Source organism: Arthrobacter sp. D1-29 (assembly GCF_054130585.1).
Window position 1 is genome coordinate 2,993,571 of record NZ_CP096383.1, and the last position, 24,467, is coordinate 3,018,037.

At 64.7% G+C, this 24,467-nt stretch carries 22 protein-coding genes; 5 read left to right on the forward strand and 17 right to left on the reverse strand.

All coding sequences use genetic code 11. From position 1 onward, the window contains the following. Positions 1-94 precede the first annotated feature (94 nt). From nusB to M1E17_RS13530, 14 genes are all read right to left on the reverse strand, one after another. Complete coding sequence (gene nusB, locus M1E17_RS13465) at positions 95-505, reverse strand: transcription antitermination factor NusB (protein ID WP_267275269.1); 411 nt, start codon at positions 503-505, stop codon at positions 95-97. After that, positions 505-1,068 carry an elongation factor P gene (gene efp, locus M1E17_RS13470; protein WP_267275270.1) on the reverse strand — a complete coding sequence of 188 codons (564 nt, stop codon included), beginning with the start codon at positions 1,066-1,068 and terminating at the stop codon, positions 505-507. The genes nusB and efp overlap by 1 nt, the downstream gene beginning before the upstream one ends. A gap of 156 nt (positions 1,069-1,224) precedes the next feature. Further along, the gene (locus M1E17_RS13475; protein WP_457962533.1) at positions 1,225-1,743 is read right to left on the reverse strand and encodes a tetratricopeptide repeat protein; all 519 of its coding nucleotides are present in this window, start codon (positions 1,741-1,743) and stop codon (positions 1,225-1,227) included. Further along, positions 1,743-2,834, reverse strand: coding sequence for a 3-dehydroquinate synthase (gene aroB / locus M1E17_RS13480; RefSeq protein ID WP_457962534.1), 1,092 nt, complete (start codon positions 2,832-2,834; stop codon positions 1,743-1,745). Before aroB ends, M1E17_RS13475 begins: the two co-directional genes overlap by 1 nt. After that, a complete protein-coding gene (locus M1E17_RS13485) occupies positions 2,831-3,340 on the reverse strand; it encodes a shikimate kinase (protein WP_457967747.1) in 510 nt (169 codons plus the stop codon). The genes aroB and M1E17_RS13485 overlap by 4 nt, the downstream gene beginning before the upstream one ends. A gap of 59 nt (positions 3,341-3,399) precedes the next feature. Beyond that, positions 3,400-4,599, reverse strand: coding sequence for a chorismate synthase (gene aroC, locus M1E17_RS13490; protein ID WP_457962535.1), 1,200 nt, complete (start codon positions 4,597-4,599; stop codon positions 3,400-3,402). 26 nt (positions 4,600-4,625) lie between these two features. Continuing rightward, the gene (locus M1E17_RS13495) at positions 4,626-5,519 is read right to left on the reverse strand and encodes a shikimate dehydrogenase (protein WP_457962536.1); all 894 of its coding nucleotides are present in this window, start codon (positions 5,517-5,519) and stop codon (positions 4,626-4,628) included. After that, positions 5,516-7,225, reverse strand: coding sequence for an endolytic transglycosylase MltG (gene mltG / locus M1E17_RS13500; protein WP_457962537.1), 1,710 nt, complete (start codon positions 7,223-7,225; stop codon positions 5,516-5,518). Before mltG ends, M1E17_RS13495 begins: the two co-directional genes overlap by 4 nt. Continuing rightward, positions 7,222-7,821: a Holliday junction resolvase RuvX gene (gene ruvX, locus M1E17_RS13505; protein WP_457962538.1), complete on the reverse strand. Its 600-nt coding sequence runs from the start codon at positions 7,819-7,821 to the stop codon at positions 7,222-7,224. The genes mltG and ruvX overlap by 4 nt, the downstream gene beginning before the upstream one ends. 8 nt (positions 7,822-7,829) lie before the next feature. Continuing rightward, a complete protein-coding gene (alaS, locus tag M1E17_RS13510; protein ID WP_457962539.1) occupies positions 7,830-10,508 on the reverse strand; it encodes an alanine--tRNA ligase in 2,679 nt (892 codons plus the stop codon). A gap of 113 nt (positions 10,509-10,621) precedes the next feature. After that, positions 10,622-10,864 (reverse strand): hypothetical protein, encoded by a 243-nt coding sequence (locus M1E17_RS13515; RefSeq protein ID WP_457962540.1) that lies wholly within the window; start codon positions 10,862-10,864, stop codon positions 10,622-10,624. A 16-nt stretch (positions 10,865-10,880) separates the two neighbouring features. After that, positions 10,881-11,255 (reverse strand): DUF948 domain-containing protein, encoded by a 375-nt coding sequence (locus M1E17_RS13520; RefSeq protein ID WP_267279219.1) that lies wholly within the window; start codon positions 11,253-11,255, stop codon positions 10,881-10,883. A 144-nt stretch (positions 11,256-11,399) separates the two neighbouring features. After that, entirely contained in the window at positions 11,400-12,026 is a 627-nt protein-coding gene (gene rpsD, locus M1E17_RS13525; protein WP_111905420.1) for a 30S ribosomal protein S4, read from the reverse strand. Positions 12,027-12,260: 234 nt separating this feature from the next. Beyond that, positions 12,261-13,703 carry a replication-associated recombination protein A gene (locus tag M1E17_RS13530; protein WP_457962541.1) on the reverse strand — a complete coding sequence of 481 codons (1,443 nt, stop codon included), beginning with the start codon at positions 13,701-13,703 and terminating at the stop codon, positions 12,261-12,263. Positions 13,704-13,793: 90 nt separating this feature from the next. Here M1E17_RS13530 and M1E17_RS13535 point away from each other — a divergent pair, with 90 nt between their 5' ends. Both M1E17_RS13535 and M1E17_RS13540 read left to right on the forward strand, forming a co-directional pair. Continuing rightward, positions 13,794-14,468 carry an acVLRF1 family peptidyl-tRNA hydrolase gene (locus M1E17_RS13535; RefSeq protein ID WP_457962542.1) on the forward strand — a complete coding sequence of 225 codons (675 nt, stop codon included), beginning with the start codon at positions 13,794-13,796 and terminating at the stop codon, positions 14,466-14,468. Between the two features lie 95 nt (positions 14,469-14,563). Continuing rightward, positions 14,564-15,751, forward strand: coding sequence for an IS30 family transposase (locus M1E17_RS13540; protein WP_457962543.1), 1,188 nt, complete (start codon positions 14,564-14,566; stop codon positions 15,749-15,751). Between the two features lie 73 nt (positions 15,752-15,824). On the opposite strand, the gene M1E17_RS13545 is transcribed toward M1E17_RS13540, so the two are convergent. Then, positions 15,825-16,619: a GNAT family N-acetyltransferase gene (locus M1E17_RS13545; protein WP_457962544.1), complete on the reverse strand. Its 795-nt coding sequence runs from the start codon at positions 16,617-16,619 to the stop codon at positions 15,825-15,827. Positions 16,620-16,760: 141 nt separating this feature from the next. Then, positions 16,761-18,530: an aspartate--tRNA ligase gene (aspS, locus tag M1E17_RS13550; protein ID WP_457962545.1), complete on the reverse strand. Its 1,770-nt coding sequence runs from the start codon at positions 18,528-18,530 to the stop codon at positions 16,761-16,763. 108 nt (positions 18,531-18,638) lie between these two features. Between aspS and M1E17_RS13555 the strand changes: the two genes are divergently transcribed. Further along, positions 18,639-19,883: an APC family permease gene (locus tag M1E17_RS13555; RefSeq protein ID WP_457962546.1), complete on the forward strand. Its 1,245-nt coding sequence runs from the start codon at positions 18,639-18,641 to the stop codon at positions 19,881-19,883. 100 nt (positions 19,884-19,983) lie between these two features. Here M1E17_RS13555 and hisS read toward each other — a convergent pair whose 3' ends face one another. Continuing rightward, positions 19,984-21,342, reverse strand: a complete 1,359-nt coding sequence (gene hisS / locus M1E17_RS13560; RefSeq protein ID WP_457962547.1) for a histidine--tRNA ligase — start codon at positions 21,340-21,342, stop codon at positions 19,984-19,986. Positions 21,343-21,581: 239 nt separating this feature from the next. Here hisS and M1E17_RS13565 point away from each other — a divergent pair, with 239 nt between their 5' ends. After that, positions 21,582-22,388 (forward strand): peptidylprolyl isomerase, encoded by an 807-nt coding sequence (locus M1E17_RS13565; protein WP_457962548.1) that lies wholly within the window; start codon positions 21,582-21,584, stop codon positions 22,386-22,388. A 472-nt stretch (positions 22,389-22,860) separates the two neighbouring features. Next, the gene (locus tag M1E17_RS13570; protein ID WP_457967748.1) at positions 22,861-24,399 is read left to right on the forward strand and encodes a DUF349 domain-containing protein; all 1,539 of its coding nucleotides are present in this window, start codon (positions 22,861-22,863) and stop codon (positions 24,397-24,399) included. Positions 24,400-24,467 lie beyond the last annotated feature (68 nt).

The window sequence follows — 24,467 nt, forward strand, 5'->3', positions numbered from 1 at the left end:
TGGAAAACCAAAAGCCCCTGCCAGGGTGACCCGGCAAGGGGCTTTGGGTGCTTCGTGCTTTATGGTGGGGCGCAGTGAGGCCGCAGTGAAAGGCTCAGGCCAGCAGCGACGGTTTCAGCTGCTGCAGGCGGCCCAGGAGCCCGTTGATGAACGACGGCGATTCATCAGTTGAGAGCGTCTTGGCCAGTGCCACTGCCTCGCTGACGGCGACGCCGTCGGGGACGTCGTCGTTGTACAGCAGTTCCCAGGTGCCGATCCGCAGGATGATCCGGTCCACCGAAGGCATCCGGTCCAGCGTCCAGCCCTGCGAATACGTCTCGAGGAATTCATCAATGGCGGTCTGCTGTGAGATCACGCCTTCGACGATTTCCAGCGTGTACGGGTTCACGATCTGGTCGGTCTTCTCCCGCCGCGCCCTCAGTACATCAAACGCAGAAACGGAGCGCTGCTCAGCTTCAAAGAGAACATCCAGTGCCCTGTTACGGGCCTTGCCGCGTGCGCTCACTACTCGCTGACCCGGCCGAGGTAGCTGCCGTCGCGGGTGTCGACCTTGACCTTGGTGTTGTTCTCAACGAACAGGGGTACCTGGATCTCGTAGCCGGTTTCGAGGGTGGCCGGCTTGGTGCCGGCGGAGGAGCGGTCGCCCTGAAGGCCCGGCTCGGTGTAGGTGATTTCGAGGACAACGCTGGGAGGGAGTTCGATGTACAGCGGGGTTCCCTCGTGGATGGCGATGTTGACCATCTGGTTCTCGAGCATGAAGTTGGTGGCGTCGCCCACGGTGGCACCGGACACGGTGATCTGGTCGTAGTCGGAGGTGTCCATGAACACGAAGTCGGAACCGTCCTGGTACAGGTACTGGTAGTCCCGCCGGTCCACAGTTGCGGTCTCAATCTTGAGGCCGGCGTTGAACGTCTTGTCCACAACCTTGCCGGACATCACATTCCGCATCTTGGTCCGTACAAACGCACCGCCCTTGCCGGGCTTGACGTGCTGGAATTCGATGATGTTCCAGAGCTGGCCCTCAAGCTTGAGGACCGTTCCGTTCTTGATGTCGTTAGTGGTTGCCACTGGTTTCCTCTGGTTTCTATCTGTCTGGTCACTGGGTCAGACGTTCTATGCCGGCCAGGCATGCCAAACGGCCTGCCAGCGCGTGTTTATCAAAAATCCAAAAACCATTCTACCGGTAAGACGGCAGGGCTTCTGTCAGCCCGGATGGCAAGGCTGTCAGCAGGCGAGGTCCAGGACCTCGCGGGCGCGCTGCAGGGCCACCGTGGACGAGTAGATCTGCGCGGCGTCGGCGGATTCGGCAACCCGCAGGTCCAGCGCCCGGGCAAAGGATTCAACGGCCGCTGACGTTTGTCCGGCGGTGTACTGGGTCTTTCCGAGGAACTGGAGCACCAGCGCTTCACGGGGCGTTCCCTGAACTTCGGCGAGCAACTGCCGGAACAGTTCCACGGCCCGGTCCAGGCGGTTGGAGACCCGCAGCACCTCCGCTTCAAAGGCACGCAGCCGGAACGACTCGGGGTCCTTGAAGCGCGCCTCGGCCAGCAGTTCCGCGGCCTCCGGTGCATGGCCCTCCACCAGCAGGACAAAGATGTGGTCCGCGGGATCTGCAGAGGCGGCAAGGGCCGCACGGCAGACCTCCTCGTTAACGATCTGCGGCAGCAGCGTCTGCGGGTTGATCCGGATTCCCGGGAAGCCTGCCTCCGGCCAGTCTGTGGTTCCCTCGAATGCGCCCTGCATCAGGAAGCGATCTCCTGGTAGGCCGCGAACAGCAGCGAGGTATCCGGGACGTCCAGGATGCCGGGCTTGGCAATGCCGTCCAGGACAACGAACCGGAGCAGGTCCCCGCGGGACTTCTTATCCCGGCGCATTCCGTCCAGCAGCCCCTGCCAGCGGTCCCGCCGGTAGGTGACGGGCAGGCCCAGGGTTTCCAGGATGCTGCGGTGCCTGTCGGCGTCGGTGTCACTGAGCCGGCCCACACTGCGGGCAAGCTCGGCTGCGAACATCATGCCCACCGAGACGGCAGCACCGTGCCGCCAGGAGTAGCGCTCCACCAGTTCGATGGCGTGGCCCAGGGTGTGGCCGTAGTTCAGGATTTCCCGGAGTCCCGATTCCTTGAGGTCTTCGGAAACAACCTTTGCCTTAACAGCGATGGCCCGCTCAATAAGCTCCCGGAGCACGGCGGACTGCGGATCAACCACAGCCTCCGGGTCCTTTTCGACGAGGTCCAGGATGGTTGGATCGGCGATAAAGCCGCATTTAACCACTTCGGCCATTCCGGAAATCAGTTCGTTGCGGGGCAGCGTGTCCAGGGTGTCAAGATCCACCAGCACTCCGGCGGGCGGGTGGAAGGACCCCACCAGGTTCTTTCCCTCCGCAGTGTTGATTCCTGTCTTGCCGCCTACCGAGGCGTCCACCATGCCCAGCAGGCTGGTGGGCATATGGATCACCTTGACGCCACGCAGCCAGGTGGCGGCCACAAAGCCGGCAAGGTCCGTCACTGCGCCGCCGCCCACGGCCACAATGGCGTCGGACCGGGTGAAGTCATTTTGGCCCAGGACCTGCCAGCAGAACGCGGCCACCTGGATGTGCTTGCCTTCTTCGGCGTCGGGAATTTCCGCGGTCAGGGACGTAAAGCCCGCAGCGGCGAGCTCGTCCCTGACAGTGTCCCCGGTGAGCCGCAGGGCCCTGGGGTGGATGACCAGCACCCGCCGGACGCGCTCCCCCAGCAAGGCAGGAACGCTCCCCAGGAGGCCGCGGCCCACTACGACGTCGTAGTTCTGGCTGGCGGCCTCGCCGGTGACACTGATGACTGTTGATTCGTCGCTCAATTTTCAACTTCCTGTTTGGCAGCTGCGAGTTCCCGCAGCGCAGCTTCGAGCCGGCGTCCCAGTTCGGCAACCGAACCGTGGCGGACGTCCAGGACCAAATCGGCCAGGCGTTCGTAGACGGGTTTACGGGTGGCAAACAATGCGGTCCAGCGGGCCATGGCATCGCCGGCGAGCAGCGGACGGCCTGAATTGCGGGCGATCCGGCCTGCCACTGTCTCAGCATCGCATTCGAGGTAGACCACGGTGCAACGGCCCAGCAGTTGTTGCGTTCCCGAATCCAGCACGGCGCCGCCACCCAGGGAGATCACCGCTGCCGAACCTGCCGCGTCCTCCACGGCACTTGCAACCGTCCGCGCCTCGATCTCCCGGAACGCGTGCTCCCCGCGGCCGGCAAAAATGTCAGCTATGGAGCCATGGTTTCCCACGATGACTGCATCGGTGTCCACGAAGGGGACACCAAGTTGCTGGGCAAGCTGTTGGCCGATGGCCGACTTGCCCACGGCCATGGGGCCGATAAGCACTATGGGCCGGTTCCCAACGGAACCGGATTTGCTGCTGGAGGGCACTACTGGCCGATCGAGTCCAGGGATGCCGGAATGTTGTCCAGATAGCCCTTGATATTACGTGCAGTTTCCGCGACTGAATCGCCGCCGAACTTTTCGGTGATGGCCTCCGCCAGCACCAGCGCCACCATTGCTTCCGCGACGACGCCCGCTGCCGGCACGGCGCAAACGTCAGAACGCTGGTGGTGTGCCTTGGCGGCCTCCCCCGTGGTGACGTCGATGGTTTTCAGTGCTCGCGGTACGGTGGCGATCGGTTTCATGGCCGCCCGGACGCGGAGCACGTCGCCAATGCTCATGCCGCCTTCGATCCCGCCTGCGCGGTTGCTGGTGCGGATGATCCTGCCGTCGGCGTCCTTGACGATCTCGTCGTGCGCTGCAGAACCACGGCGTGCCGCGGTACGGAAGCCGTCGCCAACTTCCACACCCTTGATGGCCTGGATGCCCATGAGCGCTGCGGCCAGCCGGGAATCGAGCCTGCGGTCCCAGTGCACGTAGCTTCCAAGTCCAGGCGGAAGTCCGTAGGCCAGGACCTCCACCACACCGCCCAGGGTCTCGCCTTCCTTATGCGCCGCATCAACCTCGGCCACCATGGCGTTGGACGTGTCGCGGTCAAAGCAACGCAACGGGTCCGCGTCCAGCGCAATCACGTTGCCTGGGACCGGCAGGGGGCGGCCTTCCGGCACCATGACACTGGCGATCGAGACCGTGTGGCTGACCAGTTCGATGCCCAGGTGCTTGAGGAATTGGGCCGCTACCGTGCCCATGGCAACGCGCGTGGCCGTTTCGCGGGCACTGGCGCGCTCAAGCACGGGCCGGGCCTCCGCGAAGCCGTACTTTTGCATCCCGGTAAAGTCTGCGTGGCCCGGGCGGGGACGCGTCAGCGGGGCGTTGCGTGCCTGGTCGGCGAGGACCTCAGCGTCAACGGGGTCCGGGGACATGATCTGCTCCCATTTGGGCCATTCGGTGTTGCCCACCTGGATAGCAACAGGGCCGCCCTGGGTCAGGCCGTGCCGCACCCCGCCAAGGATGGTGACGACGTCCTGTTCGAACTTCATACGTGCGCCCCGGCCGTAACCGAGGCGGCGGCGTGCCAATGAATCGGCGATCTGCCCGCTGGTGAGTTCCACACCGGCGGGGACGCCTTCAATAATTCCCATCAGAGCCGGACCATGGGATTCACCGGCTGTCAACCAACGCAACATAATTTCCATCCTGCCACGTATGGCGGTCAGAACGCCCGTCGGGGAAGTCCGACTGCGTCACACATCACATCTATGACAGCTGCGTTAACTTCCTCGCCCCGGCGCGAAAAAAGGCGCACCTGTTCCACGGCCTGATAGAGAAGCATCTCCAGTCCGGGAACCACCGAACCGCCGCCGGACTGCCACACTGCAGCAAGCCGGCTGGGCCAGGGATCGTAGGCCACGTCCAGCAGCACGCCGGTCCCGGTGCCGGCGGAGGCCAGTCCTTTGGCCGGTCCCTTCGCCAGTTCATCCGCCAGTTCATCCGCCAGTCCGTCTGCCGCATGCGGCGGCAATGTTGAAATCACGACGTCGGCACGCGCCATGGCGCTGGCCGCTTCCGTCAGCGGACTGACGTCGATGGCAAGACCCACTCCCGCCGCGGCCGCAAGGGCTTCGGTTGCCCTGGCGGTGTCGCGCACAAATACCTGCACCCGGTCAGTTCCAAGGTCCCTGAGTGCCGCCACCGCAGATGCCGCCGTTCCGCCGCCACCCAGGACTACAGCAGCGGGCGTGGCAGCCACCCCTGCGTTCCGCACGGCATTGACGATTCCGGCGACGTCGGTGTTGTAACCGATTCTCCTGACGATGTCGCCCTGATCCTCGAAGGCAACCGTATTGACCACGCCAAGGACCCGGGCCACGCCACGGACTTCGTCCACCTCGGGAACCATAGCGGTTTTGAGCGGCATCGTGACGGAAAGCCCCCGCCAGCCTGACTGGCCACGGACGTCGCGCATAAACGCGGGCAAGCCGGCCTCGGTGACGTCAATGGCGGTGTAACTGATGTCTATTCCCAGCTTGGCGTAGGCAGCCTTATGCAGGGCGGGCGACTTCGAATGGCTGATCGGATGACCCAGGACGGCGGCCCTCAGGCTCATGCGCAACGGCCCACATTGGCCATGCACCAGGCGTTGTACTGCTCAACGTAACTGTTGTGTTCGGCCAGGGTGCGGGAGAACTTGGTCTCCTTCGTGTCCAGGTTGATGGTCACCCAGTAGAGGTAGTCATTGGACTTCGGCCGGGCCGCAGCATCGATGGCCGTCTTGCCCGGAGAACCGATCGGTCCCGGCGGAAGGCCCGGGTTGGCATAGGTGTTGTATGGGTTTCCCTTGTCCTGGCGCTCGGCGTCCGTGAAATTGTAGCTCTTGGTGCCGAGACCGTACGTGACGGCCGAATCCACCTGCAGGAAGCCGCCGGTTTGGTCGTTGGGTTTCAGCCGGTTGTAGATGGCCCCGGCCACATCACCGTACTCCGCCTGGCCGCCCTCGGCCTGGACAATGCTGGCCACAATCACGGCTTCATACTGCTTTGCAGGGTCAGTAATGCCCTGTGCCACGAGTTCATCGACTGTAATCTTGACCAGCGCCTGCAGAATGTCTTTGGCCGGTGTACCGAGCGGGAAGCGGTGCTCACCCGGAGCCAGGTAACCTTCCAGGTTCTTGGCAGTGGCGGGCAGTCCAAACTGGGCCGGCTGGTTGCTGAGCGCCTGCAGGTCCTGCAACGGCACTCCGGACCCCTCGGAGATGGCCTGCAGGGATTCACCGATGCGCAGGCCGGCGCTCAGGGCGAAGTAGATGACCTTGCCCTTGTCCTTTCCAACCAGGACATTAACGGCGTCGGAATTCTTCATCTCCGTCCGGAATATGTAGTCACCCGGGGCCAGGGTGGCGCCGGAAGCCGTAAAGGCCTGCAGGAAGGTGTCTGCGTTGGCAACCACTTTCTGGCTTTCGAGGTTGGTGGCCACAGCCCGCGGGCCCTGGCCGGGCTCCACCGTCAGCTGGACTTCCCCCGTACCGGGTCCCGGATAATCACTAAGCTTGTCAGTTCCCAGCAGCGGCTTGAGGAACTGCGCACCGACGGCGACGGCAACAACAAACACGGCAAGGGTCAAAAACAGGGCAAGGAAGCGGCGCCGCCGACGGACCTTCTTCGAGGGTCCGGCCACTACGGAGACAGCTGTTGCGCCGCCGAGGACGCCCCCTTGGTGGTGTCCGTCGTGGTGTTCATCGTGGTGCTGGTCCTCGAAGTAGTCCGCAGAATGATAGGCGTCATGATGCTGCCCGTCCGCGTGGTGGGTTCCGTCGGGTTCGTAATAGTGCCCGTACGCCTCAGTCTCGTGTGCGTCGGTCTCATGGTGGACGGCCGCTTGGACAGGAACGGGGTGGACGGCGGTATGAAGCTCCTCAGCGGCGACGTCGTCATACGGACTTCCCACGGCGTAGGCCGGTTCCACTTCCTGGATTGAGGGTGGCGTATCCGGCGCGGCGGGGATCGGGGAACTGGCGGGGGCTGCAGGAGCGGCCTGAGCAGCAGGCTCTGTCCAAGGCTGAATCACCGGCCCCGGCTGAATTACCGGCTCTACATGGGTCTCGGCGGCGGGCCTGGCCGTTGGCGCGATGACGGGTTCAGGAACCTCTGCCGCTGCCGGGAACACGTCGCCGGTTTCGTACGCCTGTTCCGGGACCACACTGCTGCCATCCGTATGCAGGGACTTTTCCCGTGCCCGGATCTCTTTACGGGTCAACGCCCTGGCCGCACCGCTGCTGGTGTTACCGGAGGAGTCGTCAATATTGGCCGGGCTCACTGTAGCCTTCCGTTTTCTGAAGATCGTGTCTTGTCCTCCGGGGCGGCTTCTGCAATCAGATCTGCCTTAACCGACCCGGAGTGCCCCGGACGGACAGGCGCAGTCACGCGGCTGCCAACATCCGTTCCCCTGGCTTTTTGCATTTCGATGGCGTGCTGGAGTATTCCTGCCGCCGCAACCTGATCCACTACTTTACGGTGGTTTCGGCTGCTCATGCCAGCTTCGTGAAGATTCCGGTGGGCTGAGACGCTGCTCAGGCGCTCGTCCACTAGGTTGACCGGCACGTCCAGGCCACGGTTTTCGAGCTCGGTGGCGACCAGCTGCGCGTACTCTGTTGCCATCCTCGCGGAGGCATGTTCCTCCCCCTTCATGGTGCGGGGAAGGCCCACAATGACCTGGACAGCGCCGAGTTCCTCAACCAGGGATCCGATGATCCTGACGTCCGAATTCTTCTTCGGGTTGCGGTCCAGGGTTTTATAAGGCGTTGCCAGAATTGAGTCCCGGTCGCAGATGGCCACCCCCACACGGACGGTGCCGACGTCCACCCCCAGTTTGATGCCCTGGGGGTAGTCGCCGGATGCAGCAGGATTGGTCACGGGATGCTTTATCGCCGGGAGATGGCATCCACGACGGCGGCAAGCGCCGGCGTGATTTTGCCAGCGTCGGTCCCGCCGCCCTGTGCAACATCGTCCTTGCCGCCACCGCCGCCGCCCAGGATGCCGGCAGCGAGCCGGACCAGGGCTCCGGCCTTGACGCCGGCGTCCCGGGCTGCCTCGTTGGTGGCCACCAGGATCATGGGCCGGTCGTTGCTGACCCCGGCCACAGCCACGGTTGACGGGGCCGAACCGAGGCGGTTCCGCAGGTCCAGCGCAAGGCCGCGGAGGTCATCCGCGCCGTTGACCTGGCCTGCGTCATGGGCAATAACACTCACACCGGACGCGTCCTTGGCGGTTCCGGCCAGCTGCCCGGCGGCTGCCGCCAGCTGTTCCTTCCGGAGGCGTTCAAGTTCCTTCTCAGCCGACTTCAGCTTCGCAAGGGTGACGGCGATCCTGTCCGCCAGCTGGCCGGAGGGGACTTTCAGCATTTCTGTCAGTTCGGTCACCAGGGCCCGCTCAGCAGCCAGGTGGCGGAAGGCGTCCATGCCCACGAACGCCTCAACACGGCGGTTCCCTGAGCCTACGGACTGTTCGCCGAGGAGCGAAAGGCTTCCAATCTGGGACGTGCTGGGCACGTGTGTCCCGCCGCACAGTTCACGGGACCACGCGCCGTCGATCTCCACCACGCGGACTTCGCTTCCGTAGTTCTCACCGAACAGCGCCATGGCGCCCAGGGCTTTGGCTTCAGCCAGCCCCATCACCTTGGTTTCAACGCGGTGGTTGTTGCGGATGGCCAGGTTGGAGACTTCCTCGATCTCGGACCGGGTGGCAGGGCTGAGCCCTTCGCCCCACGCGAAGTCGAAGCGGAGGTAGCCGGCCTTGTTGTAGGAACCGCGCTGGGTAGCTTCGGGGCCGAGGATCTGGTGCAGCGCCGCATGGACGATGTGGGTACCTGTGTGCGCCTGCTCGGCGGCGTGGCGCCGTTCCCGGTCCACCGCTGCCCGCACCAGGGCGTCGGAGCCGATCTCGCCTTCGCGGACGATCGCCTTGTGGACGCTGAGTCCCTTGAGCGGGCGCTGGACGTCCAGGACCTCGACGACGAACCCGTCGCCGGTGATCAGGCCTGTGTCGGCTGCCTGGCCGCCGGCTTCGGCATAAAACGGCGTCTCTGCCAGGACAAGCTCAATCTCGTCGCCGGTGGAGGCCTGGCCAACCTTCTGGCCTCCGCTGAGGATGCCGCGGACACGGGACTCGCCGTCAAGGTCCGTGTAACCGGTGAAGACGGTCTCGCCCTGCGCCAGCAGTTCCTGGAAGGCGCTGAGATCCGCGTGGCCGCCCTTCTTTCCCTTGGCGTCCGCCTGGGCACGCCGGCGCTGTTCGAGCATAAGCCGGCGGAATTCAGGTTCGTCCACCTTCAGCCCGGCTTCCTCAGCCATTTCCAGGGTGAGGTCGATCGGGAAGCCGTAGGTGTCGTGGAGCGCGAACGCGTCGGCACCGGACAGCGGACGGCCGGCTGCCTTGGATTCCGTGACTGCATCTTCAAGCCGGGCGGTGCCTGAGGCGATGGTGCGGAGGAAGGCACGTTCTTCTGCATAGGCAATGCGGCTGATGCGGTCGAAGTCAGTCTCCACAACCGGGTAGACGCCCTTCATGGCGTCGCGGGATTCCGGCAGCAGGTCAGGCAGGCAGGCCTTTTCGACGCCGAGCAGGCGCATGGAGCGGACGGCGCGGCGGATGAGGCGGCGCAGGACGTACCCGCGGCCTTCGTTGGACGGCGTCACGCCGTCGGCGATCAGCATCAGCGCGGAGCGGATGTGGTCCCCCACGACCCGCATCCTGACGTCGTCCGTGTGGTGCGGATCATCAGGCGTTTCCGCAGACGTGTATTCACGGCCGGAGAGTTCGGCGGCCTTGTCGATGACCGGCCGGACCTGGTCGGTCTCGTACATGTTTTCGACGCCCTGAAGGATCATGGCGAGCCGCTCCATGCCGAGCCCGGTGTCAATGTTCTTCTTCGGCAGTTCACCCACAATGTCGAAGTCGTCCTTGGACCGGACGTTGTCGATCTGGTACTGCATAAACACCAGGTTCCAGATTTCGACGTACCGGTTCTCGTCGGCGAGGGGGCCGCCTTCGACGCCGTAGGCCGGGCCACGGTCGTAGTAGATCTCGGAGCAGGGGCCCGCCGGTCCGGGCTGGCCGGTGTGCCAGTAGTTGTCCGCCTTGCCCATCCGCTGGATCCGGTCAGCGGGGACGCCGGTGTTCTTCAGCCACAGGTCCTTGGCTTCGTCGTCCTCTTCGTAGACGGTCACCCAGAGGAGTTCGGGCGGAAGGCCGTAGCCGCCGTCGTCCACGCTGGTGGTGAGCAGTTCCCAGGCGAACTTGATGGCGTCTTCCTTGAAGTAGTCGCCAAAGGAGAAGTTGCCGCACATTTGGAAGAACGTCCCGTGGCGGGCGGTCTTGCCCACCTCTTCGATGTCACCGGTGCGGATGCACTTCTGCACGCTGGTGGCGCGGGAGTAGGGCGCTTCTTCGCGCGCAGTCAGATAAGGAATGAAGGGCACCATGCCGGCAACGGTGAACAGCAGGGACGGGTCGCTGGACACCAGGGACGCGGAGGGAACCGCGGTGTGGCCTTTGCTGACAAAAAAGTCCACCCAGCGCTTTGTGATCTCCTGCGACTTCATGAGTTGATTACATACCCTTCTTGGTTCACGCTTTTCCTCGCGTGAGAGTTTGGTTCAGACGGCAGCTCCGGATGAGCGGAACTGCTGGTTTAATTCTCCGCTGTTTCCGCGGGTCAGCGGCGGGCCAGGTCCTGGGACTCAACGCCGAGGGCGGTCCGCAGATCGGTCTCGCGCTCTTGCATTCCGGAACGGACGGCGTCGGCGAACTCATAGAGGCCATCAGTCAGCCTGCCCACGGCACGGTTCAGGCCCTCCGGCCCCAGGTTGGCCTGGAGATTGGACTGCGTTTCGCTAATCTTGCGGAAAGCGATGATGCCGATGGCGACGCCGATTCCCATCCAAACTAGTCGTTTCATGTTCTTCTCCGGTGGCTTAGCGGCTGCGACGGCCGGCGGCGGGCTTCTTGCGGTTGGCCAGGGCGGTGCGGACGCCATAGCTGAAGGCTGCCACCTTGATCAGCGGTGACCCCACCGTAGCGGCAACCAGGGAGGACAGCGCTGAAAGGTTCGCGGAGGCATCGGAAACGTTGGAGGCAATGCCGTCCACTTTTTTCAGCTGCTGGTTGGTGGTGGACACCGTGGCTGTGACTTCGTCCATGAGTGGAGTGGCGCCGTCGCTGATGGAACGGATGGAGGTGCGGACCTCATCCAGCACCCTCCCGAGCTTCAGGATCGGCACGGCCAGCAGCAGCACCAGGAGCGCAAACACCCCGGCAGCGATCAGGCCGGCAATATCGCCACCAGACATAGACATTCATCTCCTCGAAATTCTGTGGATCTGCTCCAACTGCGTCTGCGCACGCCGCGCGTTCCGCAGATGTCCCCCAAGTACCTTACATACAAAGAAGCCCGCGGCGCTTGCCACGGGCTTCTTTGGATGCGCTGCTGAAATCTAGCGTGCGTAGAATTCGACGACGAGCTGCTCTTCGCAGGTTACGGGAACCTCAGAGCGCTTCGGGCGGCGGACCAGGCGTGCCTGCAGGGCGTCAAGCTTGACGTCCAGGTAGGCCGGAACCTGGGGCAGGACGTCGCGGTGTGCGCCGGCTGCTGCAACCTGGAGCGGAACCATGGTTTCGCTGCGGCTGTGGACGTGGACCAGCTGGCCTTCGCCTACGCGGAAGGACGGGCGGTCAACGCGGATGCCGTCAACCAGGATGTGGCGGTGCACCACGAGCTGGCGGGCCTGGGCGATGGTGCGGGCGAAACCTGCACGCAGCACGAGGGCGTCAAGACGCATTTCGAGCAGTTCGATCAGGTTTTCACCGGTCAGGCCCTTGGTGCGGCGTGCTTCTTCGAAGGCACGGGTCATCTGGGCTTCGCGGATGCCGTACTGGGCGCGCAGACGCTGCTTTTCGCGCAGACGTACGGCGTAGTCGGAGTCCTGCTTCTTGCGGGCACGGCCGTGCTCACCGGGGCCGTACGGACGGCGCTCCATGTACTTGGCGGCCTTGGGGGTCAGAGCGATGCCGAGTGCACGCGAGAGGCGTGCTGTACGGCGAGCACGAGTGTTGTTAGCCACTTGTGTCCTTCCAATATCTGCGGTGTGTCAGTGTTACTGGCCTCCACGATGGAGAGCATCGGCCAACCGCTGCCTTTTGCTACTGGGCACAGGGCAACCCCAACCAAACAGCATGGAATACTGAAATCAGCGGGGGTGTGCGTCTGTGCCTTGCCAGACAACGGACAATCTTACCAGCGTTCCCCAGTTTTCCCCTATTTCCCCCAGCAGGCCGGCAATGTCCTTACGACGGGCTCAGTCGCCGCGGACGATCTTTCGAAGCCGTTCAAGCCGTACGGCAATATCCCGTTCCGCGCCGTTGGCCGTGGGTTCGTAGTAGTTCCGGTCCACGAGGTCATCGGGCGGATACTGCTGGGTGGCTACCGAGTGCGGGGCATCGTGGGCGTATTTGTAGCCGAGCCCGTGCCCCAGTTGTTTTGACCCTGGATAGTGGGCGTCGCGCAGATGGGCGGGTATCCCGTTGCCCAGTCCTGCCCGGATGTCGGCAACCGCTTTGTTGATTCCCATGTAGGCGGCGTTGGATTTTGGTGCGGTGGCCAGGTGCACCACAGCCTCGGCAAGGACGATCCGACCCTCCGGCATGCCGATCAGCTGGACGGCCTGCGCAGCTGCCACCGCAGTCTGGAGTGCGGTGGGATCCGCCATGCCCACGTCTTCGGCGGCCGAGATCACAATCCGGCGGGCCACAAACCGCGGGTCCTCCCCCGCCTCCAGCATCCGGGCCAGATAGTGCAGGGCCGCATCCACATCGGAGCCGCGGATGGATTTGATGAAGGCGCTGGCCACGTCATAGTGCTGGTCGCCTGCCCGGTCGTACCGGACAGCTGCCACGTCCAGGGCCCGTTCCGTGTGCTTCAGCTCCACCATGATGGGCGCCTCCGTTCCGCCCACTGCGCTGTCGGCGTCGTCGGCGTCGCCAAACGCAACACCTGCCGCGGCCTCCAGGGCGGTCAGGGCCCGCCGAGCGTCCCCGCCGGAAAGCCGCACCAGGTGGGCCAGCGCCTCCGCGCTGAGCTCCACCTTCCCATTGAGCCCGCGTACGTCAGTGACAGCCCGGACGAGCAGCCCCTCGATATCCTCGTCGGTCAGGGGCTTGAGCGTCAGCAGGATGGACCTGGACAGAAGCGGCGAGACAACAGAGAAGGACGGATTCTCCGTAGTTGCCGCCACCAGGACTACCCACCGGTTTTCCACCCCCGGCAGCAGGGCATCCTGCTGGGCTTTGTTGAAGCGGTGGATCTCATCGAGGAAGAGGACTGTGGTGGTCTTGTACAGGTCCCTGGCAGTCAAAGCGTCGTCCATCACGCGCCGCACGTCCTTGACCCCGGCGGTGATCGCGGACAGCTCCACGAACTTCCGCCCCGGCCCCCTGGCGATCACATGGGCCAGGGTTGTTTTCCCGGTTCCGGGCGGGCCCCAGAGGATCAGCGAGCTGGGACCGGCAGGCCCTGCTGCGTTGGCGCCCGCGGCAAGCTGGCGCAGCGGTGACCCTTGCCCCAGCAGGTGCTGCTGGCCAACAACGTCATCCAATGTACGCGGCCGCATCCTGACGGCAAGGGGGCTGCGCGGCGAGGCCTTGGACCCCGAAGCGGACCTGCCCGCCGTTCCACCGGCCGGCGACGGTTCAGTGCCTTCGTCGTCGTCATTACCGGGCCCTTGGCCGAAGAGATCATCCACATAGATAGGCTACTTCCAGTTCGCCCATCAAATTCCCAGTTCCCCGCCAGCCATCCATCCATTCATTCATTCATCCCAAAGGATCCAGCAATGACCGCAAACGCCCCTACCGGTGGCGGACGTCCCGCGTCCGTCCGGACGGCCTTTGTGCCGGGGTCCAGATTGCTGGGCTGGGCAGGCCGCTTCAGTGCGGCCCACGGCGGTTTCGGACTCACGGAGGAGGATGACGGCGTCCGGCTCACCGCTGCAGACGGCGCCACTGCGCTCCTCCAGGCTCCCTGGCCGGTGGATGGCCGTCCGGGGCGCGGGGCGGACGAATTGGAACGGCTGGCGGCCCTTGCTTCCCAGCCGCGGCGGATCGCCCTTGTGCTGGTCCGACGTGGAGGTTACGGCCTTGCGGTGGCCAGCGAGGGCGTCCTCCTCGCCTCCAAAGTGGGTTCCAAGTATGTGCAGTCACGGACGGCCGCCGGAGGCCAGTCGCAGCAAAGGTTTGCCCGGCGCCGGTCCAACCAGGCTGATTCGCTGTTGCAGGCCGCCGCCGAGCAGGCCCGGCTGGTATTCTCCGGCCAGTCCTTTGAGTATGTTGTGCCGGGCGGAGACCGCACGTTGGTTGGCCTGGTGTTGGAGGATCCGCGCCTCTCGGCCTATGCCCGGCTGCCGCGGCTCGCCTATCTCGATGTGCCTGACCCCAAAGCAGCGGTGGTTCAGAAGGCGGCAGTGGATGCCTGCGCGGTGCGGATCCAGGTAACCGACCCGCCGTCGTAATGCCCCCACCCCCCTGAGTTTTTGTCCACTTATAGCGACTTTGACGGGGGCAGATTCATATGGTGGTTGCAACGCTCTGAATGATGGAGCGTTTGATGCCGAAGTTGTTTCCTGCCAATGTCCGTGGTGATTTTCTTGATCTGGTGTGCTCCGGCGCGTCTGTGAGCGAGGCTGCACGGCGTGTCGCGGCCTCCCGCGGGACCGGGAAGAAGTGGTGGGCCGAGTCTGGTCAGATGAAAGTGAAGATGGGGGTCGTTGGCGGTCTGGCGGACCCGGCGCCGGGTGCGGAAGGCCCGGGCGGGCGGACGTTGACGGAAGCCGAGAGGGGGATGATCCAGATGGGCGTGGAGGCCGGGATGGGTTACGCCCAGATTGGCAAAGCGGTCGGCCGGGACAGGTCCGTCATCTGGCGGGAGGTGAAACGTAACTCCGACGCCGGCGGCAGGTATCACGCCAAAGTTGCGCACGCCAAGGCGCATCAGGCACGGCGCCGGCCCAAGCCCTTCAAGCTCATCGAGGACGAGGACCTGTGCCGGCTGATCGCCTTCTGGATGGATGAGGGGTGGAGCCCGAAACTGATCTCGTCGATGTTGGCGTTTTACTTCGCCGGTGACCAGACTATGCAGGTGAGCCACGAGACGATCTACCAGGCGCTGTACGTCCAAACCCGCGGAAGTCTGCGCAAAGACCTGGCCGAAAACCTCAGCCTGAAACGTAAACAGCGCGTCCCGCACATCGCTGACCGGCGCAAGAACAGCCCCTACAAAGAGGCGTTCAAGATCAGTGAACGACCCGCCGAAGTCCAGGACCGGGCCATCCCGGGGCATTGGGAAGGCGATCTGATCATCGGTTCTGACGGGACCGCTATCGGCACCCTCGTGGAACGCTCAACCCGGTTCACGATCCTGCTGCACCTGCCCGGGGACCACAGCGCCGAGACCGTCGCCGCAGCGATGATCCGGGAGATGGCGAACCTCCCGGATCATCTGCGCCGCTCCATCACCTGGGACCGCGGCTCCGAACTGGCAGGCTACGCGAAGATCCAGACAGCCTTGGAAACCACGCTGTATTTCTGCGACCCGCACTCGCCCTGGCAGCGCGGCACCAACGAAAACACCAACCGGCTCCTGAGGTTCTGGTTCGAGAAAGGCTCCGACCTCTCGGCCCACACACCGGAGGACCTCCGCCGCGTCGCCGCGACACTCAACCGCCGGCCCAGGCCGACCCTGAACCTACAAACCCCAGCCAACCGGCTAAACCAGCTGCTGCAAACAGCGGCATAACCCGCGCGTTGCTCTCACCACTTGACTTTGCCGGGGTCAAAGTCGCTATAAATGGACAAAAACTCCTACAACTTCAGCAGCCGGTCAGGTGCCGTTTGGGCCGCTCCTGCCGGTACGCGTACCGGCCGGTTTCCCGGAAGCCTGCTTTTGCGTAAAGAGCCTGCGCCCCGGAGTTCGCCGCCGTCACCAGCAGCCACAGCTCTTCGGCGCCGGCTTCCGCTGCACCTTCCATGAGTGAATGCAGCACCCGGCCCGCCAGCCCTTGGCGGCGCAACCCAGGCCGGGTAGCCATCCCGTAGATGCCTCCATAACCGCTCTCCCCTGCGGCAGGAAGGGCCAAGCGTCCGACGGCGGCCGGATCGCCGTCGTCGGTCCTCACCAGTGAGTACAGGGAGGGACACCCGGTCAGGATGGTGCGGGCGGTTTCCAGTTCAGGCGCGCCGCCCCGGCCGTCAACGCCCCACCACAAGTCAAGCCACTCAGCGGTGGGCTGGTCCGACAATTCCGCTGCCGGGCCGCCTGGCGGGGTCACTGGAGCCGTTCGGCTCGTCGAACCGGAGCCGCGGGACATGATCAGGGTTTCCGACTGGTGCGTGTAGCCCTGCGCATCCAGCACCGCGTTCAGGGCTGCGTTGCGCGGAGTGTCGGTGACCTGGTAGATCGCGGGCAGCCTCCGGCGCCGGTACCACAGTGAAGCGTCGCGGACGGCAGCGGGAATGTCCCGGGCTTCGGTTTGGGGCCACACAGAATTGGCCCTTTGCGTCACACCGCCCGCGGCCCGGAGCGTCCACTCCCCCGTGTCATGCCGCTCGGGGGCAGGCCAGGCCGCATCCATCAGGGCCTCGTATTTTTCCATCGTGGGCTGCACGGTTTCCTCCTGGCCGATGACTGGGGGCACTAAGCGCTGAAGGCTCCCCTGTCTGAGCAGTTCAGTCCAGGGGAGCCTTCAGTTCATGCTGTTGTGACGGCGGCAGGGCCGCCGGTACTGGGTGCGGGCCGGACCTGTCTCCTACGCCTTTTTGGCTTCCGGCTTGAAGTCCACGCCGGCTTCCTTGCGCTGCTGCGCGGTGATGGGAGCGGGTGCCTGGGTCAGCGGGTCGTAGCCGTTGCCGGTCTTCGGGAAGGCAATGACATCGCGGATGGATTCGACACCGGCCAGAAGTGCCACCACGCGGTCCCAGCCAAAGGCGATGCCGCCGTGCGGCGGAGCGCCGAACTTGAAGCCCTCCAGCAGGAAGCCGAACTTTGTCTGGGCGTCTTCCTTATCCAGGCCCATCAGTTCAAAGACACGTTCCTGGACATCGCGCTCGTGGATACGGATGGATCCGCCGCCGATTTCGTTGCCGTTGCAGACGATGTCGTAGGCGTAGGACAAAGCCGATTCCGGGTCCTTGTCGAACGTCGCCAGGAACTCGGGCTTGGGTGAGGTGAAGGCGTGGTGGACTGCTGTCCACTTGCCGGCACCAACAGCCACGTCGCCAGAGGCCACGGCGGCAGCAGCCGGTTCGAACATCGGCGCGTCAACCACCCAGCAGAAGGCCCAGGCGCTGGGGTCGATCAGTCCGGTCCGGTAGCCGATTTCCACACGTGCAGCACCGAGGAGGGCGCGCGCCGAAGACTTCTCGCCGGCCGCAAAGAAGATGCAGTCGCCGGGCTTGGCGCCCACGGCATCCGCCAGGCCATCGCGCTCGGCGTCGGTCAGGTTCTTGGCAACCGGCCCGGCCAGTTCCCCGTCTTCCTTGAAGAGGACGTAGGCAAGACCCTTGTGCCCGCGCTGCTTGGCGAATTCCTGCCAGCCGTCCAGGGTTCGCCGTGGCTGCGAGGCGCCGCCGGGCATCACCACGGCGCCGACATACGGGGCCTTGAAGACGCCGAAGTTGGTGTCCTTGAAGAATTCGGTGAGCTCGGTCAGTTCCACGCCGAAACGAAGGTCGGGCTTGTCAGAGCCGTACCGCGCCATGGCGTCCGCATAGGTGATGCGCTGGATCGGCGTGGGGATCTCGACGTCGATCAGCTTCCACACAGCCTTCACGATGTTTTCGCCCAGGGCAATGATGTCGTCCTGGTCCACGAAGCTGGCTTCGATGTCCAACTGGGTGAACTCCGGCTGGCGGTCTGCGCGGAAGTCCTCATCCCGGTAGCAGCGGGCAATCTGGTAGTACTTCTCGAAGCCGCCCACCTGCAGCAGCTGCTTGAAAAGCTGCGGTGACTGCGGAAGCGCATACCAGGAACCCGGCGCCAGGCGGGCGGGAACCACGAAGTCCCGGGCGCCTTCCGGCGTCGAGCGCGTCAGGGTGGGTGTTTCGATCTCGACGTAGCCCTCGGTGTGAAGCAGCTCGCGGGCTACCCGGTTGGCTTCGGAGCGCAGCCGGAGGTTGCGGCTGGGGCCAGGGCGGCGCAGGTCCAGGTAGCGGTGCTTCAGGCGTGCTTCCTCGCCCACTTCAACGTGTTCGTCAATCTGGAACGGCAGGGGTTCAGAGGTGTTGAGAATGACCACCTTGTCCGCCATGACCTCGATCTCGCCGGTGGCCAGCGCCGGGTTCTCGTTGCCCTCGGGCCGCTTGGAGACGGTGCCGGTGACCTGCAGGACGTACTCATTGCGCAGACCGTGGAAGACCTCTTCCTCACGCACCACAACCTGGGCAACGCCGGAGGCATCGCGCAGGTCCACGAATGCGACACCACCGTGATCACGACGGCGGCCCACCCAGCCGGCCAGGGTTACGGTTTGTCCAATGTGCTCGGAGCGAAGGGATCCGAGGTCATGTGTGCGCAGCACAGCACGCCTTTCTGAAGGAGACAGCGGGAAAGCAGAGTGAAATTGAATAGGATCGTTCCGGGAACGATCCTGTCTGAGTTTACCCGTTCGAGAGGGACTACCGGCTCCATGACCGCGCATCAGCAACTTCAGCGCAGGCTCGGCGTCTTCGATGCCACCTCCATCGGCCTTGGTTCCATGCTGGGGGCTGGCGTGTTCGTTGTCTTCGCTCCGGCCACGGCCCTGGCGGGCAACTTCCTGGTGCTGTCGGTGCTGATCGCCGGGGCAGTGGCCTATTGCAACGCCGTCGCCTCGGCGGAACTTGCCGCCCGGTATCCGTCAAGCGGCGGCACGTACGTTTATGGCCGGGAGCGTCTGGGCGAATGGCCCGGCTTCCTGGCCGGCTGGGGTTTCGTGACAGGCAAGACCGCTTCGTGCGCAGCCATGGCCCTGACGTTCGGACACTACATCGCCCCGGCCTACGCCGTCCCGGTGGCGGTGGCTGCGGTAGTGGCCTTGACGGTGGTCAACCTGCTGGGGATCACCCGCACGGCGCTGCTGACCAGGATCCTCCTGTGTGTTGTGCTTGCAACCCTCATTTTTGTGGCGATCGCCAGTGTTGTTGGCCCGCACCCTGCCGTAACTGCAGCGGACACCGATGCCTTGGGTGGCGCCGGGGGTGTTCTGCCCGCCGCAGGCCTGATGTTCTTCGCCTTTGCCGGTTACGCGCGGATTGCGACGTTGGGCGAAGAGGTCAAGGATCCGGCCAAGACCATTCCCCGCGCCATTCTCGCGGCCCTTGCCGCTGCCTTTGCCATCTATCTGGCGCTGGCGCTGCTGCTGCTGAACCATCTGCCTGGCGGCCAGCTCGCTGCCTCACGAGCGCCCCTGCTGGATGCTGTTCTGCACTCCGGATTGGCTGCGGGCGCTCCCCTTGTTCAGGCCGGCGCGGCGGCGGCGTGCCTGGGCGCCCTCCTGGCGTTGATTACGGGAGTGGGCAGGACCACCCTGGCCATGGCCCGGGAACGCGACCTGCCCGGCCCGTTGGCGCGTGTTGGGGGCAAGCACACGGTTCCCTTTGTCGCGGAACTGACAGTGGGCGCCGTCGTAATTCTCCTGCTGCTGACCACGGACGTGATGACCGTGGTGGGATTCTCCAGCTTTGGCGTGCTGATCTACTACGCGGTGGCCAACGCTGCCGCCTACACCCTGGCCGAGCACCCCGGACACGCGCCACGGTGGCTCAATGGCGTGGGCTTCTTCAGCTGCCTGCTCCTGGCCTTCACCCTGCCGGCCATGTCGGTGCTGGGCATGGCCTTGGTGCTGGCTGCAGGGGTTGCTGGGCGTTTCCTGGTGCTCCGGCTGCGCCGCTGACTCCAGCCGTCGTGGGGCACTTTGCTCCGCCGGACGACCGAAACCGGCTCACGGCGCGGCGAGTCCGTGTCGAAGTGCCCCGTTTCGGTTGACTGGTCGCTCAGACCGGCTGCGCCGCCACCGTTTTCACCTGGACAGAAAGGTCTTCCGACGGCGGAGTCCACCGTGCGGGGTCGGCGTCGGCCTGGTCTCCGGAACGGATGTCCTTGACCTGGTGATTGCCGTCGTCGTCCGTGAACCAGACGAATGGAATTCCGCGGCGGTCAGCGAACTTGATCTGCTTGCCGAACTTCTCGGCCTTGGCCGCCACCTCGGTGGCGATTCCGCGTTCCCGAAGCTGGGCCGCGACGTCCTGGGCCGCACCCCAGCTGTCGTCGTTGGTGAGGGCGACCAGGACAACTGTGGGTACCGAACGCGACGCCTTGGCCAAGTCCTGGCTGAGGATCCTCGACACCAGCCGTGTGACTCCAATGGACAGGCCGACGCCGGGAAACTTGCGGTTGCCTTTGCTGGCCAGTGCGTCATAACGGCCGCCGGAGCAGATGGACCCCAGCTGCTCGTGCCCCACCAGCACGGTTTCCACCACCGTTCCCGTGTAGTAGTCCAGGCCGCGGGCGATGCTGAGATCAGCCACGACCTTGCCGGGCGCACGCTGCACCGCCGCCTCGATCACCTGTTCAAGTTCGTTCAAGCCCTCTTCCAGCAGGTCGTTGCTGACACCAAGCGCGCGGACCTGCGCCACAAATGACGTGTCTTCGGTGCGGATTGCGGCCAGCTGCAGCGCGGCGTGGGCCTGTTCATCTGTGGCGCCGAGCTCGGTCTTCAGGAGTTCGGCCACCTTGGCGGGACCGATCTTTTCCAGCTTGTCGATGCTGCGCAGCACCCCTGCGGTGTCATCGAGGCCAATGCCCCGGTAGAAGCCTTCGGCCAGTTTGCGGTTGTTGATGCGCAGCCGGAAGTCCGGAATGGGCAGGGCACTGAGCGCCTCGGCAATGACCAGCGCGATCTCCACGTCATAGCGGAACGGCAGCTCGCCGTCGCCCACTACATCGATGTCTGCCTGGGTGAATTCCCGGGCGCGGCCCTCCTGGGGACGTTCGCCGCGCCAGACCTTCTGGATCTGGTAACGCCGGAACGGGAAGGCAAGGTAACCGGCATTTTCCACCACGTACCTGGCAAAGGGCACCGTGAGGTCGAAGTGCAGGGCCAGGGCGTGGGGATCGTGTTTGCCCGCCTTGGAGTCGTCCTCATCATCCTGAAGACGGCTCAGGCCATAGACTTCCTTGTCAATCTCGCCCTTCCGCAGCAGCTGGCCCACAGTTTCAACGGCCCGCGTCTCGATCGAGGCAAAGCCGTGCAGCTCGAAAACCCGGCGCAGCGTATCCAGCACGTGCAGCTCCACCAGCCGCTCCTCGGGAAGCCACTCGGGGAAGCCGGACAGGGAGGCGGTGCGTGCCATGGTGGAAATTCTCCTCTTGATGAAGGGTGCCTGGGACTTGCCCGGCATTCGGGCCGAAACGGAGCCAGAACGGCGGCAGTCCAGCCAGTCATGCATAAACTATGTGCGGCAGTCAGTTTATGCGCCTTCCGCCTGCATCTCTAATGGGGCGGAACAGGGCGCCCTACCGATGCCGTCAGACATCCTGCGCGCGGCCGTCCAGGCGGGCCGTACCGCAGCCAGACAAACAGGAGGATCCCTTGGCGGCCAGTTCACGCAGTGCCCGCGAAGCCAAACGGCGCATCCAGCAGATGGAGGCAAAGCGCGAGCTGCGGCGGGAGCAGGAGAAACGGCGCAAGCGGGACAATATCATCGCCGTCGGCGCGGGTACCGCCGCGGTGGTGCTCGCCGTCGTGCTTCAGCTCACCGCGTTTGCCGGCAATCCCACCGAAGAGGAGTTCGCGGCAGCTGAAGCCGGGCTCAAGACGCCGTCTGCCTCCCCCACGCCGTCCGCCCCACCCACCAACGCCGCCAACATTCCGGCACCCGACATCGCAGCCGACAAGGTATTTACCGGCGAGTTGATGCTGAACAGGGGGACGGTAGGGGTGGAACTCGACGGCACCAAGGCACCGCAGGCTGCTGCCGTTTTCAAGTCCTTGAGTGACCAGGGCTATTACAACGGGTCCAACTGCCACCGGCTGGCTACGGGCGAAACCTTCGGCCTGCTTCAGTGCGGGTCCAAGACCGGTGACGGCGCCTCGGACCCGGACTACAACTGGGGCCCGCTGGAAAACACGCCCGCGGACAACACCTATCCTGCCGGCACCATTGCCGTTGCCAGGTCCGGAAACAATGCCTATGGGAACGGGACCCAGTTCTTCATCGTCTACAAGGACACCGTCATACCGGCCGATACGGCCGGCGGTTACAGCGTCGTGGGCAGGGTGACATCAGGACTGGACGTGGTGACGAATATAGCCGCCGCCGGAATCGCGGAAGGCGGAAATCCCACAGACGGCGCACCCGCGGAACCAGTCACGATAGACTCGTTTTCTCTGAAGTAGGAAGCCCGGTCCTTGGGACTGCGGTGCAGTACGTGAGTATTTCCCTCCAAGCGAAAGACTTTTAGCGGTGACAGACAGTCAGAAATCCGACGAAACAGCAGCAGACCTGACCGAGGCGACGGCGCCTGCGGTAGACGGGACCGCTGCTGGGCAGGCCGCGGCCGGCGACGCAGCACGTGACGAGACCGTGGCCGTCGTGCCTGCGGTCGACGAGGGAGCGGCTGACGAGGCTGTTGCCGAACCGGCAGCCGCGGAGTCCCCCGTGGAACAGGCCCCGGAAGCTAGCGAATCCGCAGCAGCCGAAGCCGAGCCGGCTGAATCCGAACAAGCTGAGTCAGAGCAAGCCGAATCAGAACAGGCTGAAGAGGCCGTGGTGCCGGACGCTGCACCCCAGGAGCCTGCCGCTGAAGAAGCCGCCGAATCCCCCGCGGAGGATGCACCCGCAGAGGACGCCGCCGCTGAGGCGCCGGCCATGGAGGACGCGCGTGCTGAGGCGCGTGCCGAATCCGAGGCACCAGCCGAATCTGAGGCGCCCGCGGAAGCCGGTGCACCTGCTCAGGGCCCCGCTGCTGAAGAATCAGCTGCAGAAGCCCCCGCTACAGAGGAATCAGCTGCAGAAGAAACAGCCGCGGCCGCAGCTGCGCCGGTGCCCGCTCCGGCACCGCGTCCGGCACCGTCGCCCGCAGCTTTCGCAGCCCGTCCCAAGCCGGCCGCCGCGGCACCCGCAGCAGCTCCGGCACCGGTGGCATCGGCAACCTCGCTGGCAGAAGCCGCACGCTGGGGCCGCGTCGAGGGCGACGGCCACGTCTTCCTGACCATCGACGGTGAAGAGCACCCCGTGGGCCAGTACCCCGGGGTCAGCGATGACGAGGCCCTGGCTTACTTCGCAAGGAAATACGACGACGTTGTAGCCCAGATCGTCCTCCTCGAGCAGCGCGTCAGTTCCAAGGCGCCCAGCACGGACATGCAGAAGACCGTGAACCACCTCCGCGAGCAGCTTGCCGAGCGGAACATGGTGGGTGACCTGCGTGCGGCAGAGGCGCGCCTGGACAGGCTCTCTGAACAGATTTCTGAACTGGAAAAGTCCGAAAAGGCAGAGCACGACGCCGTCCGCGCCTCAGAGCTGGCCGCTCGGGAAGCGATCGTGGCTGAGGCTGAGGAAATCTCCGGCCAGGACCCTTCCCAGATCCAGTGGAAGACCTCCAGCGCCCGGATGAACGAACTGTTCGAAAGCTGGAAGACGGCGCAGAAGAGCGGTGTACGGCTGGGCCGCAGCAACGAAGACGCCCTGTGGAAGCGCTTCCGTGCTGCGCGCACCGTTTTTGACCGCCACCGCAGGGCATACTTCTCCCAGCTGGACAGCAACAACTCGGCCGCGAAATCAGCCAAGGAAAAGCTCATCGCTGAGGCTGAGGCCCTCTCCACGTCAACGGACTGGGGGTACGCCGCGGGCGAATACCGCCGCCTGATGGATGAATGGAAAGCCTCCCCGCGTGCCAGCCGGAAGGACGACGACGCCCTGTGGGCCCGCTTCCGCGCTGCACAGGATGTTTTCTTCACATCACGGCAGGCCGCCAACGAGGAAATCGACCAGGAGTACGCGGCGAACCTTACCGTGAAGGAAGCGCTCCTGGTTGAAGCGAACGCCATCCTCCCCGTCAAGGATCTGGCCGCCGCCAAGAAGGCGCTCCAGTCGGTCCGTGACCGCTGGGAAGAGGCCGGCAAGGTCCCCCGTGCGGATATGGGACGGATCGAGGCGGGCCTCCGCAAGGTGGAAGACGCCGTCCGGCACGCCGAAGAGGAAAACTGGCAGCGGTCCAACCCTGAGACCAAGGCCCGCACCAACAGCGCCCTGTCCCAGCTGGAGGCAGCCATCGCCGGTCTGCAGGACGACCTGGCCAAGGCCGAGAAAGCCGGCGACCAGCACAAGATCAAGTCCGCCCGGGAAGCGCTCGAGGCACGGCAGGCCTGGTTGGACCAGATCCAGCGTTCAGCGAGCGAACTCTCCTAGGTTGCCATTCCCTCCGTCCGCCGGGCGGAACCAATGCACGGCATGAGCAGATCAGCGTAACGCAGGTC